General features: G+C 65.3%; 17 protein-coding genes and 1 pseudogene. 8 read left to right on the top strand and 10 right to left on the bottom strand.

The genetic code is table 11. The annotated features are described in order from the left end of the window. Positions 1-191 precede the first annotated feature (191 nt). Both ACH0BU_RS17300 and traA read right to left on the bottom strand, forming a co-directional pair. Positions 192-893 (bottom strand): DUF6118 family protein, encoded by a 702-nt coding sequence (locus tag ACH0BU_RS17300; protein ID WP_500264408.1) that lies wholly within the window; start codon positions 891-893, stop codon positions 192-194. Between the two features lie 34 nt (positions 894-927). Next, complete coding sequence (gene traA / locus ACH0BU_RS17295) at positions 928-3,840, bottom strand: Ti-type conjugative transfer relaxase TraA (RefSeq protein WP_500264407.1); 2,913 nt, start codon at positions 3,838-3,840, stop codon at positions 928-930. A gap of 171 nt (positions 3,841-4,011) precedes the next feature. On the opposite strand from traA, the gene ACH0BU_RS17290 reads away from it, so the two are divergent. The 6 genes from ACH0BU_RS17290 to ACH0BU_RS17265 all read left to right on the top strand — a co-directional run bounded on the left by ACH0BU_RS17290 (position 4,012) and on the right by ACH0BU_RS17265 (position 6,161). After that, positions 4,012-4,338, top strand: coding sequence for a conjugal transfer protein TraD (locus ACH0BU_RS17290; RefSeq protein WP_046408096.1), 327 nt, complete (start codon positions 4,012-4,014; stop codon positions 4,336-4,338). A 16-nt stretch (positions 4,339-4,354) separates the two neighbouring features. Beyond that, positions 4,355-4,582, top strand: coding sequence for a conjugal transfer protein TraD (locus ACH0BU_RS17285; protein ID WP_046408094.1), 228 nt, complete (start codon positions 4,355-4,357; stop codon positions 4,580-4,582). After that, entirely contained in the window at positions 4,579-4,863 is a 285-nt protein-coding gene (locus ACH0BU_RS17280; protein WP_500264406.1) for a hypothetical protein, read from the top strand. The genes ACH0BU_RS17285 and ACH0BU_RS17280 overlap by 4 nt, the downstream gene beginning before the upstream one ends. A gap of 49 nt (positions 4,864-4,912) precedes the next feature. Then, positions 4,913-5,122 (top strand): hypothetical protein, encoded by a 210-nt coding sequence (locus ACH0BU_RS17275; RefSeq protein WP_500264405.1) that lies wholly within the window; start codon positions 4,913-4,915, stop codon positions 5,120-5,122. A 99-nt stretch (positions 5,123-5,221) separates the two neighbouring features. Beyond that, positions 5,222-5,728, top strand: a complete 507-nt coding sequence (locus ACH0BU_RS17270; protein WP_443024639.1) for a type IV secretory system conjugative DNA transfer family protein — start codon at positions 5,222-5,224, stop codon at positions 5,726-5,728. 67 nt (positions 5,729-5,795) lie between these two features. Beyond that, a complete protein-coding gene (locus ACH0BU_RS17265; protein WP_500264404.1) occupies positions 5,796-6,161 on the top strand; it encodes a type IV secretory system conjugative DNA transfer family protein in 366 nt (121 codons plus the stop codon). A 117-nt stretch (positions 6,162-6,278) separates the two neighbouring features. Here the strand turns inward: ACH0BU_RS17265 and ACH0BU_RS17260 are convergent. Continuing rightward, positions 6,279-6,413 (bottom strand): annotated as a pseudogene (locus tag ACH0BU_RS17260) (AAA family ATPase); the annotation flags it as partial. 108 nt (positions 6,414-6,521) lie between these two features. Between ACH0BU_RS17260 and ACH0BU_RS17255 the strand changes: the two are divergent. Continuing rightward, positions 6,522-6,830, top strand: coding sequence for a type II toxin-antitoxin system TacA family antitoxin (locus tag ACH0BU_RS17255; RefSeq protein WP_500264403.1), 309 nt, complete (start codon positions 6,522-6,524; stop codon positions 6,828-6,830). Then, positions 6,827-7,378 (top strand): GNAT family N-acetyltransferase, encoded by a 552-nt coding sequence (locus ACH0BU_RS17250; protein ID WP_500264402.1) that lies wholly within the window; start codon positions 6,827-6,829, stop codon positions 7,376-7,378. The genes ACH0BU_RS17255 and ACH0BU_RS17250 overlap by 4 nt, the downstream gene beginning before the upstream one ends. Positions 7,379-7,611: 233 nt before the next feature. Here the strand turns inward: ACH0BU_RS17250 and ACH0BU_RS17245 are convergent, their stop codons facing one another. The 7 genes from ACH0BU_RS17245 to ACH0BU_RS17215 form a co-directional block, all read right to left on the bottom strand. Further along, positions 7,612-7,788, bottom strand: coding sequence for a hypothetical protein (locus tag ACH0BU_RS17245; RefSeq protein WP_500264401.1), 177 nt, complete (start codon positions 7,786-7,788; stop codon positions 7,612-7,614). 54 nt (positions 7,789-7,842) lie between these two features. Next, positions 7,843-8,028 carry a hypothetical protein gene (locus ACH0BU_RS17240; RefSeq protein WP_500264400.1) on the bottom strand — a complete coding sequence of 62 codons (186 nt, stop codon included), beginning with the start codon at positions 8,026-8,028 and terminating at the stop codon, positions 7,843-7,845. Positions 8,029-8,489: 461 nt separating this feature from the next. After that, complete coding sequence (locus ACH0BU_RS17235) at positions 8,490-8,675, bottom strand: hypothetical protein (protein WP_500264399.1); 186 nt, start codon at positions 8,673-8,675, stop codon at positions 8,490-8,492. A gap of 6 nt (positions 8,676-8,681) precedes the next feature. Continuing rightward, on the bottom strand, positions 8,682-8,837 hold the full coding sequence (locus ACH0BU_RS17230) for a hypothetical protein (RefSeq protein WP_500264398.1): 156 nt from the start codon (positions 8,835-8,837) through the stop codon (positions 8,682-8,684). 18 nt (positions 8,838-8,855) lie between these two features. Then, entirely contained in the window at positions 8,856-9,128 is a 273-nt protein-coding gene (locus ACH0BU_RS17225; protein WP_500264397.1) for a hypothetical protein, read from the bottom strand. A gap of 20 nt (positions 9,129-9,148) precedes the next feature. Further along, positions 9,149-10,414 (bottom strand): tetratricopeptide repeat protein, encoded by a 1,266-nt coding sequence (locus ACH0BU_RS17220; protein ID WP_500264396.1) that lies wholly within the window; start codon positions 10,412-10,414, stop codon positions 9,149-9,151. Then, a partial coding sequence (locus tag ACH0BU_RS17215) for a GumC family protein (RefSeq protein WP_500264395.1) occupies positions 10,386-11,787 on the bottom strand: 1,402 nt, incomplete at its 5' end. The genes ACH0BU_RS17215 and ACH0BU_RS17220, both read right to left, overlap by 29 nt.

Raw genomic sequence — 11,787 nt, 5'->3', positions numbered from 1 at the left:
TGGATCAACTCCTAGACGTGGCTCAACGACCACATCATCGCACAGCTACGCTGGTGCAGGGGCCGTCCAACCCATCACGTCAAGTCTATTGCAGGTTTGACGATCAGCTCGGCTCTTGTCGATTCAGCTGTTCAAGTGAAGAATGCGGCAGAGAGCGTCAGGGGAACGTTTTGAGGCGGTAGCTGCCGGCGCTACCTGCCTTGGCTTGCTTCCACCTTGACGGTGCATCGAACCGTCTCGCGTTCCCGATCCGCGCGTTTCCGGCACGCCTCGAGCGTCTCGCGATTGGCGGCAACGATCCGATCCCCCGCCGCGATGTTGGCGAAAGCGTCAGGTCCGGCGGTCCGCATCATGCGCTGCCCGCCTTCCCACATCGGCATGGCGAGCGTACGCGCCGCCATCTTCTCCGGCCATTGCCAACTCGCCGGCACGGCGCGCGCAACGATGCCGGCGAACACCGCCCAAAGCACCATGCCGAGCACGGCCCCGCCGATCGCGGTCCACATTAGCCAGCGGTTCTGCTCATCGCCCCGCCGCGCTGACGCGACCACGCCCTGAAGCACGCGGGTTGCGTCCTTCAGCTCGGCCGCTGCGGTCGCGATCGTCCGCCGATCCTCGGCACGGGCATCGCCGCCCGCCGCCACGATCCGGTCAACGACATGGCGCGGGCTCGCTCCATCCCTGGCCGCCGCCACCAGCGCGTCGGCGCGCTGCAAGGTGACGTCGATCTTCTGCACCATGCCCGCCAGCGTCTCGCTGTAATCGGGCTGCTCGGGGAGTTCGGCACGCTCGACCGCCATGCGCTCAACGGCGCGGCGCAGCAGCGCCAGCTCGCCCTCCACCCGCGCAAAGGCTTCCTGCGCTGTCTCGGGTTCGTGCTCGTCGTCGCTCAATCCTGCGTCCTTTCATATCCGAAAGCACGAATGCCTACCGGCTCAATCCCCGATCGCGTTCGCGGTATGGCTCCAGCGATTTGGCCAGCGCGTCACCGACCGTGCGGTCCTTCTCCAGTTTCAGCGCCAGCTCGGGCGCACGCCGACGCAACGCGGATTCCAGCTGCGGATCGCGCCCAATCGCCCCGGCGACCTTCGCCATGTTGCCGCGCAGCCGCTCCGCGCCGGCACGATCGCCCGACCGCTCCAGGGCGGCACGATCGCGCTGCATCGCCTTCCAGGCGTCCACGAACCTTCCGGCACGCGCTTCCGGGTCGAGCCGCACGCGCTGCTCCTCGGCCATCGCGCGCACCGCCCCGCCGGTGTTGCCGCTGGCGGCCTGCTCGATCAGCTTCGGATCGCGCCGGAGCGCGGAAGCGAGGTCGCGCGCGGCATAGGGCCGGCCTGCGTCCAGCGCCTCGCCAGCCTTGCGCAACGCGCTCTCCTGATGGGGCAACACCGGCAGCCCCTTGGCGCGCATCTGGCCTATATCGGCCGTGGCGCGCGCAAAGCGTTCGATCGCCTTGCCCTGGTCGGGCTTGCCGGCAGTCGCTGCATCCCGTTCGGGCGCGGACGCCTTCTCCGGCGCCGGCCTGGGCCGGAACCCATCGAACACTCCCCTGGCCTTGTCGCGCACCTTCTCGACCACCTGGCGCGCGAGTTCCGGGAACCGGATCTCGCGCCGCTCGGCGAACGCGCGTGCCCGGTCCTGGTCAGACGGCGCGGCATAATCGCCGGCCATGTCCTTGGCGCGGTCACGCGACAGGACGCGGGCGAGCTTCGCCAAATCGGTGAAGTCGTCGCGCCCATAATGGAGCTGCACGCCCTCGCGGTGCCGGGACAAGGCGACATAGGCACCATGCCGGTCCATCCCCGGCGTCGCCAGCACATGCGCCCGATCGACGGTCACGCCCTGCGATTTATGGATGGTCGCGGCATAGCCGTGATCTACATGGGCATAATCCTTGAGGTCGAAGCCGACGCGCTCGCCGCCGTCGAGCCGCACCGCCATGCGGCCCTCGCTGACCTGCTCCAGCGTGCCCAGCGTGCCGTTCTTCACCCCCAGCGAACGCTCGTTGCGCAGGAACATGATCCGGTCGCCGGATGCGAAGTCGCGCCGACCCCGCTCGACGGTAACGCCAACGTCCTGGCCCAGCTCGCCGCTCGCGCGCATCCGCCCGCGCGCTTCCTCGTTAAGCGCACGCACCTCGGCATTGGTGTGGGTGAGAATGATGCGGGTCTTGTCCGGCTCGGCCTGGCGCTGGCGATCCCAACCATCGACCAGCTCACCCCGCGCCACCTCGCGCGTGTCGGCTGCCTGCACCATGCCCCGGCTCACATAGGCGTGCAGTGCCTCGCCAGTGCGGCCGGTAGCCAGTGCCCTGGTCGCGTCCTTCTGCCAGTCCTCGCGCTGCCGGCGAACCTCCGTGATCTCGGCCGCGCCATGGGCTTCCGCGATCGACCGGAACGCAGCACCTGCTTCGATCGCCTGCAATTGCTCTGGGTCGCCCACCAGCACCACCTTCGCGCCGGCGTCGCGGGCATGGGACAGCACCCGCTCCATCTGGTGGGTGCCGATCATGCCCGCCTCGTCCACCACCAGCACGTCGTTACGGGAAAGCTGGTCGCGCCCCTGCGCCCAGGCATGTTCAAGGCTGGCGATGGTACGGGACTGGATGCCCGATCCACCCTCCAGATTCTCGGCCGCGATGCCCGACAGGGCCGCCCCGCGCACCTGGTAGCCTGCCTGCTCCCACGCCTCGCGCGCAACACCCAGCATCGTCGATTTACCCGTGCCGGCATAGCCGATCACCACGGACAGCCCCTCCGGCTTGGTGATGTGCGCCAGCGCGGCACTTTGCTCGCCGCTGAGCGTTAAACCCTCTGTCCCGGCAGGACTCCCTCGCTTACGCATTACTGCCGGGACACCATGCCCCCGGAGCATTGCCAGCTCGTCTCCCGCCCGCTCAAGCCGCGCCTCGGTGGCGATCATGTCGCGGGAGGTGAAGCGCTCCTGGTCGCGTCCATCCTTGCCCAGCGCCACCAACTCGGGGCTGGCCCGCACCGCCACCATCACCCGGTCGAACTGCTCCTTGCCCTCCGAATGGCGGTGGACGAACATCGCCAGATCACGGGTGGTGAAGGTCGATTGCTGCCGCGTGATCCCGTTAAGCGCGATGCGCGGGTCGGCCGCGATCTTCTCGCCATTCTCCCGCGCAATCCGCCGGTGATCGTCGGCGCGCTCGGCATCCTCGCCGCGGTCGAGGCGGCGCATTCCCGCCGGCCCGATCTTGTGCTGCGGCTCCAGCTCGATGCCCTGGTCGGCATAGGAGCGATGATCGATCCGCCCCTCCAGCCCCAGCTCGGCCATGCGCTCATTCACATGAGCCGCCCACGCCTCCCGCCAGCCCTTCAGATGCTCATTGCTGTTCCAGTCGCGGTTCTTCTTGCCGAACCCCTCCGGTCCCACCTCGCGCATCGACAGCATGACATGCGCGTGCGGCTTGGGACTGCCGTCCTTTGCATGGTCCCAATGCACGTTGAGGTCGGCGACCATCCTGCGCCGGACGAACTCCTTTTCCACGAAATCGCGCGCGAGGCTCACCCCCTGCTTCTCGTTCATCTCGCGCGGGATCGAGAACTCCACCTCTCGCGCCAATTGCGCGTCCTTGCGCTTCTCGCCTGCCTCCACCTCGTTCCATAGCGTCGTGCGATCCGACAGACGCTCCGGCGCGCCCTGCGGCAACAGCACCTCGGAGTGGATGACGCCGGCCTTGTTGGAGAAGTCGTGATTGCGCCCAAGCCGCTCGTCGTGAAGCTCGGATGCGGAGCGATACGCAGCGGACGCAACAGCGCTGGAGCCGTTTGCCCGGCTGATGACCTTGGCGCTGAAATGGTAGATCGCCATTGCGTTCTGCAATCTGCCTTACTTAGCACACGTGGGCAACGACGTATAAGCGCGCACTCAAAAATTCGCTTCGCTCCTCCTGATTGACCTAGTGGTGCCTACTGATGTGGCTTGCCCTCCCCTATCGCTTTGCTAGGCTGCGGCGGTACTGACGCGGAGAATGGAGGCACCATGCGCAAGGTGCGAGACTATGACGCGGAGCTGAAGGCGCTGGAGAGCAAGGCGCGTGCCTTGAAGGCGCGCCGTGTTGAACAGCTCGGCCAGCTTGTTACTTCCACAGGCGCGGATGCGCTCGACATGGAAACGCTCGCCGGCGCGCTGCTCGACGCCGTTGCCTCGCAGAAAGCGGAAGCGAAGGAGGCGTGGCGTGCGAAGGGCGCCGCCTTCTTTCAGCGGCGCGGGCGCAAAGGTAGGCGGACTGCTGACGGCAACGGCGACAGCACAGGAGCGCAACCGAGCGCTGATCCGGCGTCTGGAAGCGGCGCGGCGTCGGACTGATACGCGGAGCTGGGTCGTGCAACGGCGCGAACGCACCCGCCATCTGATCGAACTGGGCGGCCTAGTCCAAAAGGCCGGCCTGGTCGATCTCACCGACGACGATCGCGCCACCATTTACGGCGCGCTGCTGGAGCTGGTTGGCCGTGTTCGCGGCGACGATGGTGGCGACATGCTCGCGCTGTGGAAACGGCGCGGCAAGCGTGCCTTCGACGCGGAAGCAGAAGGCAGGGAGACGGTGGCATGACGACGCTCGACCTTGACGCGCTCCGGACGGAAGTGCGCGCGCTCGACTATGTACGCGGCACGCCTGCGGAAGCCGCGATGTGGCGCGAGGATGACGCGGAATCTCGCGCCAATCTCGCTATCGAGGGCATGGCGATGGAGCCGGACGATAACGCGTTGTTTGACATGCTCCGCGACGAGGCTGTACCTCCTCTCCTCGCCACGCAAATCATCCTGAGGCTTTACGATCATCCGGACGCCGATCCGGGGCTGGCGATCACACCGCTGGAGCGGGCCGGCTGATGCCCGGCGGCGGATCAGCCCGCTGTTCGCAAGGTTCGTCGCCCCGGTCGTGCTGTTCGCCAACCATAACTGGCTTAAGGGCATCTTCGGCTATGGCGAGATTGCCACCGACATTCCGTTCCTGCTTGCCAGCGTGATTCTGTTCCTGGCTTGGCGCTTCAATCGCCGCGCCGCGAACCGGCGCAGCTCGCTGTTCGGCTCGGCCCGCTTCGGCGATCGGGCGGACGTGCGCCGGCTTCGGGAAAACGAAGCCTCTTGATCGACCGCCCCATCGGATCCGGCAAGCTGCTGCACTACGACGGCCCCGCCCATCTGCTGACGATGGCCTCCACTCCGGTCGGGTAAGGGCCTCGGCACGATCATCCCCAACCTGCTGACGCTCGACCAGGGCGCTGATCGCCGGCGTGATCCTGCACACCGTCGTCCACGAGCCCCCTACCCGCGTCACGCTGGCGACCGCGCACGACAAGCTCACCCGCGATCCCGCCGATCTCGCCGCACTGCTCGCCGACATGCAGGCCAGCACCGGCGTCAGCGGTCTGATCGCGCGCGCCGCCAACCGCCAGGTCGACAAGTCAAACGGGAGGCCGCGGGCGTGCTCTCCTCGGCGCAGCGCCACACCCACTTCATGGACAGCCCCCGCCTGGTGGACAGCACCTCGGCGTCTGACTTCCGGTTCGCAGACCTGAAGGAGCGGCCACGCACGGTGTTCCTGTGCCTGCCGCCCGATCGGCTCGATTACCTATGCGCGCTGGCTGCGGCTGCTGGTCGGGCAGGCCGTCACCGACATGGCGCGGTCCCCTGCCCGCCCAGCAAGCCCCGTGCTGTTCCCTGCTCGATGAGTTTGCCGCCCTCGGCCGACTGAAGCCGGCGGAACGCGCGACAGGCCTGATGGCGGCTACGGCCTCCAGCTCTGGCCGATCCTCCAGGACATGCACCAGCTCCGCGCGCTCTACGGCGAGCGCGCCGGCACCTTCCTGTCCAATGCCGTCGGGGTCGAGGCGTTCGGGGTCAACGATCATGCGACCGTCGACATGCTCTCGCGTACGATCGGCGACACCACCATCAAGGATGAGACCGTCAGCACGCCCCATAAAACGAGCTGGTTCGACAGCCCGGATCACTCGGCCAGCGTCAGCGGTCACGTCGCCGCGCGCAGGCTGGTGACGCCCGACGAAATCATGCGGATGCCGGCGGACACTCTCCTGCTGCTACGCCAGGGCGAACGCCCGCTTTGGGCGCAGAAAATCCGCTATTATGATCAGCGCGAGTTCGCCCGCCTGTTCGATCCGGCGTAATCGTACACACCGGCCAAGGGATCGACGGTGAGCATTAGGGTATCGCCTCACCTGCCCCGTTCGCTTGCCCTGACGCCGACAGGCACACCGCGGTATCCTTCCCCTGCCGAGCTCTCACTGCCGCTCCATGCTGGCGATGGTGCGTGACGCAATGCCCGAACCACCTCTGAGCTTTTCGGCTGAAATACCTGCTAGTGCAGCGGCGCGGACTTGATACCCGGCCCTCTCCCATGCACCGCGCGCAATACCAAACACCGCTGACCGGTGCGATGACCACGATAGAAGTCGCACAGCTTCTAAACATCATTGAAATGTACGTTTAAACGACGTACATCGCGTGAAAGTTTAATGAGGTGTGCCATGCTCGGCTTCCAGGACCAGATCGGCGTCGTTGAAGAGCGCAGCAGCGAGCGGATGAACTTCCGCATCAAGCCGCGTATCAAGCACGCCATCCAGCATGCTGCCGCGCTTTCCGGTGTGGACGATTCCGTCTTCACCATGAACGCCGCTTATCGGTCGGCGTTGGAGACGATCGCAGCGCATGAGCGCACCAGCTTGCAGCAGGTCGATCATCAGGCGTTCTTCGCCGCGCTCGATACGCCCCCCGCACCCACCGATCGGCTGCGAGCAGCCTTTGCGCGCTACCGTGAGACGATCATCAGCAAGTGACGGCGCTCCAAGGATCAAAGTCCTTCATCATAGAGCCGCTCGATCCGACCAAGCACGATCGAACGGCCTTCTCCTGTGGCATCGACCAGGTCGACAACTTCTTCCGCCGGACCGCCAACAAGCTAACCAAGGCGGGCAACGCCCGCACGTTCGTGATGGTCGGGTCCGAAGGCGTGCTGATCGGCTTCTACGCCGTCAATGCTCATGCCATTGATTACACCGAGTTGCCCGAGCGATTTGCCCGCAACCGCCCCGCCCATGGCAGTATCCCGGCCGCCTATATCTCGATGATCGGCGTCGATAGCCGTTATCAAGGACGGGGCTATGGTGGCGATCTGCTGATGGATTGCCTGATACGCTTAGCTGGCGCGGCCGAGGCGCTGGGCATAGCCGTTGTCATGCTCGACGTGCTCGACTGCGGCGATCCCGATGCGGTGGCGAGGCGCCTAGCGCTTTATATCAGCTATGGCTTTGAGCCGCTGCCGTCCAAGCCTTTGAGGCTGTTCCTGTCCATGGCAACGATCCGAACGCTCGTTGAAAGCGGCTAAGCGGGGCTTTCCCGGCCTGACGCCTTGATCGAGACGCTCTTGCTGCCCTGCGCGATGCGCTGGGGCGGCGCGGAATGCTTGGTGCAGGCGACCACGTCGATCACCCGCGCGCCGGTTGATGAACACGTTAGACGATCCGGACGTGATCGGCCCGGCGAGCGCCGTCATCAGCCCGCCAAGGCCCCCTGCCGCAGCGCCCGCGCCCACACCTGCGACGATCCCCCCCAGCGCCGCTACCGCGGCGACCGACGCGCATAGCGACAGGCCGCCAGTGAACGGCGCCGCGACCACCCGCCAAGGATCGCCAGGCCCACACCAAGCCCCACCGCAGCCCCCACCGCGAATCCGAGCGTCGCATTGGAATGCTCGATCTCGTCCCCGATCCGTGCGGCGGCTAGTGCGGATTCCACCCCGCCCCTCCTACATCAGAACCAAGTGAAGTTGTTGAGGATGAGGGAGAATATCTAGTCCGTCGTGTCAAATTCAGCATCGGTGGCGGTGTTGACGACGGTGATGATGCGCCCATCCGGCAGCGCGAAATAGAACTGGCGCTGGCGCAGCAACCCGGCGCCGGCATCCCATTGGAACACCACCTCCTCTCCGCGCGCCCGGCCAGCGTGATCGCCCGCCGCCTCTTCAGCGCAAACCATTTGGCGCCGCGCATCAGCTCGCTCACCTGATTGTCGACGAATGCTTCCAGCGTGGTGTCAGCGGGGAGGCGATCATAGGTGGCCAGAACGTTCGGCACGACCTTCTGCCCGGGCTTGGGCTGGGATGACCAGCGATGACGCGGCGGTCTTTTCCAGTCATCGGGAACCTAGAAGGCGAATTCGCTGGTGCGGCTTTCGGGAATCGCAATCCTGACAATGGCAGCGCGACCGAGCTTACACCGCTGTTGTGACGGTTTAGGAGCAAGATTGCGGCAACACGACATGTCGACCGTACGGGCGGATCAGTCTCTTGTCTCTCAGATCAACCAGTCGAATGCTTTAGGTGTTTGATCCCAGGATTGATGGCGCAACATTTACAATCGACTGCCATCCGCGCCACGTCGCAGCCACCTGTCGGCTTAATACCCAGTCGCTATCACGTTCCGGCCTTAGCGATTTCGTCAAAGCGTCGTCGATCGCCCGATCTTCCCCGATTTTAGCTCCAACTCGGGCGCACGGTGACGTAGCGCGGATTCGAGCTGTGGATCACGGGCGAGCCCGCCTATGGCCTGCGCCATGCGTCCGCGCAGCTTCTCGGCGCCTGCGGTGTCGCCGGCGCGCTCCAGCTGAATGCGCTGGCGCTGCATCGCTTGTCAGCCTACGATGAACCGATCGGCACGCGCGTCCGGATCGAGCCAGACACGCTGCTCCTCAGCCATCGCCCGCGCCGCTCCTTTCGTGTCGCCACTCGCCGCCTGCTCGATCAGCTTCGGATCGCACTGCATCGCGGATGCGAGGTCGCGCGCCACGTCCAGATGATATCTGGTTTACCTTGGGCTATCGGTCTGGCTGATCACCCGGGCGGCGACGTCGTAACCAGAGCTGGAATCCATAACGGGAGCCTGATTGCGATCGACCCTGGTGCGCAGGCGTGCCTCGATGCGGTTTTGGAGGCGCGTGTTCACGCGCGCGAGCGGTGCAATGCCGGCTACCGCTTTCGCGCGACGCTGCCCGACCTCTCCCACCGACGAGCTGGTGACACGCCCGGCTGCCACTTCCTGTGCCACTACAGGCGCCGCGACCAGCGATGCCGCCAGCATGACAGCTTCAGCCTTTCGTCTCACGTCCGTCCTCCGCGCGGAAGCGGTTCCAGCGCCGCATGGTCGATGCGGCCCGACAGCCCCGCTATATTGTCGGATGGCCGGGCGACGAGCACCAGCGTCTGAACCGGACAGTCCTGCGGCACGCGCAGCATGCCCGCGTAGCGACCTCCCGACTGGCTGGACCGCGATACCGTCACACGACCCAATTCTCTTCCGTCCTGGCAGACCAGTGTCCAATAGGGGAGGGTTCCGTCCGGCTGATCGACATCGGTGCTATGCCCCCTCAAACGATAATCGCCCGGGGGCAGAAGCTGGACCTGCTGCAGCATAGGTCCACCGACACTGGCGGGTGCGGAAAAGTCAAAGCCGCCCTTTTCGATCGTGCCGACAATCCCACCGTCGCCCACCGTGACCCAGTCGAACGACGTCGGTACGTCGGGCTGCCTGGCAAAGCCTGGATCGCGCGCCCGATCGCGCGAGACGCCGGCGCGGATAGTGGCATAATAGGCCCATGCCCGATCGATTTGGCCACTGGAAAACAATGCATTCAGCAGCGCCGCCTTGGCGGTGTCGGGCGTTTTCACGCGGGCACGGTCGAGACGCTGGAGCAGCACGACCGTTGCCTGCGGGTTCGTACCCCGGGCGGCCACAAAATTGACAAAACCCTCGCTCCACGGTGGCTTGGCCGTAAGCGTGCGCACCAATTGTGCCTGAACGGGGGCTTCGACACTTGCCGCTGCCAGCACCGGAAATAAGACCTCGCTCATCTCGGGTTTAACACGCAACGCTATGTCGTAGTGGCGAACGGCGTCGCCAATATCATTGCGTGCCACTGCTTCCTCGATGGCCCACAATTGCGTCATAGGGTCCCGGCGTGACAATCGCTCCGCATAGGTGAAGGCGCGGCGGGCCGTAGCAACGTCGCCGCGTACCTGCGCGTTGAACCCCAGCGCCGCGGCCGCGGGAACATTCACCGGATCCTGCCGCAATGCCTTTCTTGCCAGATCATCGCCACGGCTACGATCGGATGCGGTCGCTTCAGGGCCGCTTAAAACGCCCGCCAAGCGCGCCGTCATGCGTCCATCGTAAGGCGCCAGCGCATGGGCACGTTCGGCATCCCGTCGCAGCGCCTCGGCCAGCGTAAAGCTGACATTGGCATAGCCCAGCGCTGCAACCAGCGCCGCTAATCCCGTGCGGACCGGCCATTCCTTTCGGAAGCGACGTGCAAGCCGGCCGCCGCTCCTGGATGGCCGGTCAGGCCTTTTCGTCACGCTCGCGACCATAGCCGTAACCATATTCATAACCATAGCCGTAGTGCGCCTTTCGCGCCTCGAACTTGGTTAGCACGCCGCCAAAGATGCGAGCATTGGCGCTAGCCAATCGGTTGAGCGCGGTCTTCACCAGGCTCGACCGGATGCCGTGCGATTCCACAGCATAGATCACGCCTTCGACACGGCTGGCGATCAGCGGCGCGTCGGCCAGACCCATCACCGGCGGCGAATCGATGATGACATGATCATATTGTTCCAGGAGCCGCTCCACCAGAACCGCCAGGCGATTGCCGGTGAGCAGTTCGGCCGCATTCGGCGGGATCGGCCCCGCCGACATGGCCATGAAGCCTAGATCCTGCATCGGGAACAGCATGGTGGCAATATCGTCGTCGCCGGCCAGGAAGTTGCTCAATCCGCGGTCATGATCGACGCCGCCCATCTGGTGGATCGATGGCGAGCGCATGTCGCCATCGACCAGCAGGATCTTGCGTTGGCCACGCGACAGCGTGGTCGCCAGCGCCAGCGCAGTGGTCGACTTGCCTTCGGCCGGGCGCGTGGACGTCACCGCAAACGTGCGCGGAATGCCGTTCTCGGTGGTGAAGGCCAGGCTCGTCTGAACTGCAAGGTATGCATCGAACAAGTCCGACTTGCGATCAAGCAGCGCCTCTTTGGGCGTCGAGCCGTCAACCTTCGGCACCGATCCCAGCAATGGCAATCCGAGCCGCCGCTCCACTTCGGCTGGATCGGCGATCGCCTCGTCGATCTGTTCAAGCGCAAAGGCCGCAACGGCACCAAGGCCAATGCCCACCAGCAGTGAGAGCAGAAGGTTCAGGAGCAGACGTGGGCTTGACGGCTTCTGCGGGCTGTTGGCGATGTCCACCACCGAGATGTTGTTGATCCCCACACCGCCAGCGACGCCGATCTCCTTGAAACGCTGCAGCAGGCCGTCATACAATGCGCGGTTGGTGTCCACCTCCTGCTGGTAGATATTGTACTGGATGCTTCGCCGCCGAAGATCGAGATAGCTCATCTTCAAAGCATCAACCTTGTTCTGCAGTCCGCGCTCGCGCTCGCGCGCCTCGCGGAAGTCGGCTTCGAGCGAACCGGACACGCGCCCCTCCTCGCGGGCGATGGAACGGTCGAGCTGGTCGATCTGCGATTGACCCGCCTTGGCGGCCGGGTAATCGGGCTGGAACTGCACCATCAGCCGCTGATAATCGGCAGCAAGCTCGGCGCGCCGCTGACGCAGATTGTTGATTGCGGTGTTGCGGAGCGCCTCGGTCGAGGCGCCTGCGGCACCGGCTTGGCGGGGTCGGTTCCGGCTGAGGGCGAAATGACACCCTAAGCGAAATGGCCGGGTTTGGCTGGAGAACGGACTGGTGGCT

The sequence above is a fragment of the Sphingomonas olei genome, assembly GCF_045369765.1.
GTDB classification, from domain to species: Bacteria; Pseudomonadota; Alphaproteobacteria; order Sphingomonadales; family Sphingomonadaceae; genus Sphingomonas; species Sphingomonas panaciterrae.
Note: the sequence above shows the minus strand (reverse complement) of the source record. Positions and strands in the feature narration are given on the sequence as shown.

Excerpts from the sequence above, each read along its gene's own strand:
- traA (WP_500264407.1), bottom strand. The coding sequence starts at position 3,840 with ATGGCGATCTACCATTTCAGCGCCAAGGTCATCAGCCGGGCAAACGGC.
- ACH0BU_RS17290 (WP_046408096.1), top strand. The coding sequence starts at position 4,012 with ATGCGCAAGGTGCGAGACTATGACGCGGAGCTGAAGGCGCTGGAGAGC.
- ACH0BU_RS17280 (WP_500264406.1), top strand. The coding sequence starts at position 4,579 with ATGACGACGCTCGACCTTGACGCGCTCCGGACGGAAGTGCGCGCGCTC.
- ACH0BU_RS17265 (WP_500264404.1), top strand. The coding sequence starts at position 5,796 with ATGCACCAGCTCCGCGCGCTCTACGGCGAGCGCGCCGGCACCTTCCTG.
- ACH0BU_RS17255 (WP_500264403.1), top strand. The coding sequence starts at position 6,522 with ATGCTCGGCTTCCAGGACCAGATCGGCGTCGTTGAAGAGCGCAGCAGC.
- ACH0BU_RS17240 (WP_500264400.1), bottom strand. The coding sequence starts at position 8,028 with ATGGTTTGCGCTGAAGAGGCGGCGGGCGATCACGCTGGCCGGGCGCGC.
- ACH0BU_RS17235 (WP_500264399.1), bottom strand. The coding sequence starts at position 8,675 with ATGCAGCGCCAGCGCATTCAGCTGGAGCGCGCCGGCGACACCGCAGGC.
- ACH0BU_RS17225 (WP_500264397.1), bottom strand. The coding sequence starts at position 9,128 with ATGCTGGCGGCATCGCTGGTCGCGGCGCCTGTAGTGGCACAGGAAGTG.
- ACH0BU_RS17220 (WP_500264396.1), bottom strand. The coding sequence starts at position 10,414 with ATGGTCGCGAGCGTGACGAAAAGGCCTGACCGGCCATCCAGGAGCGGC.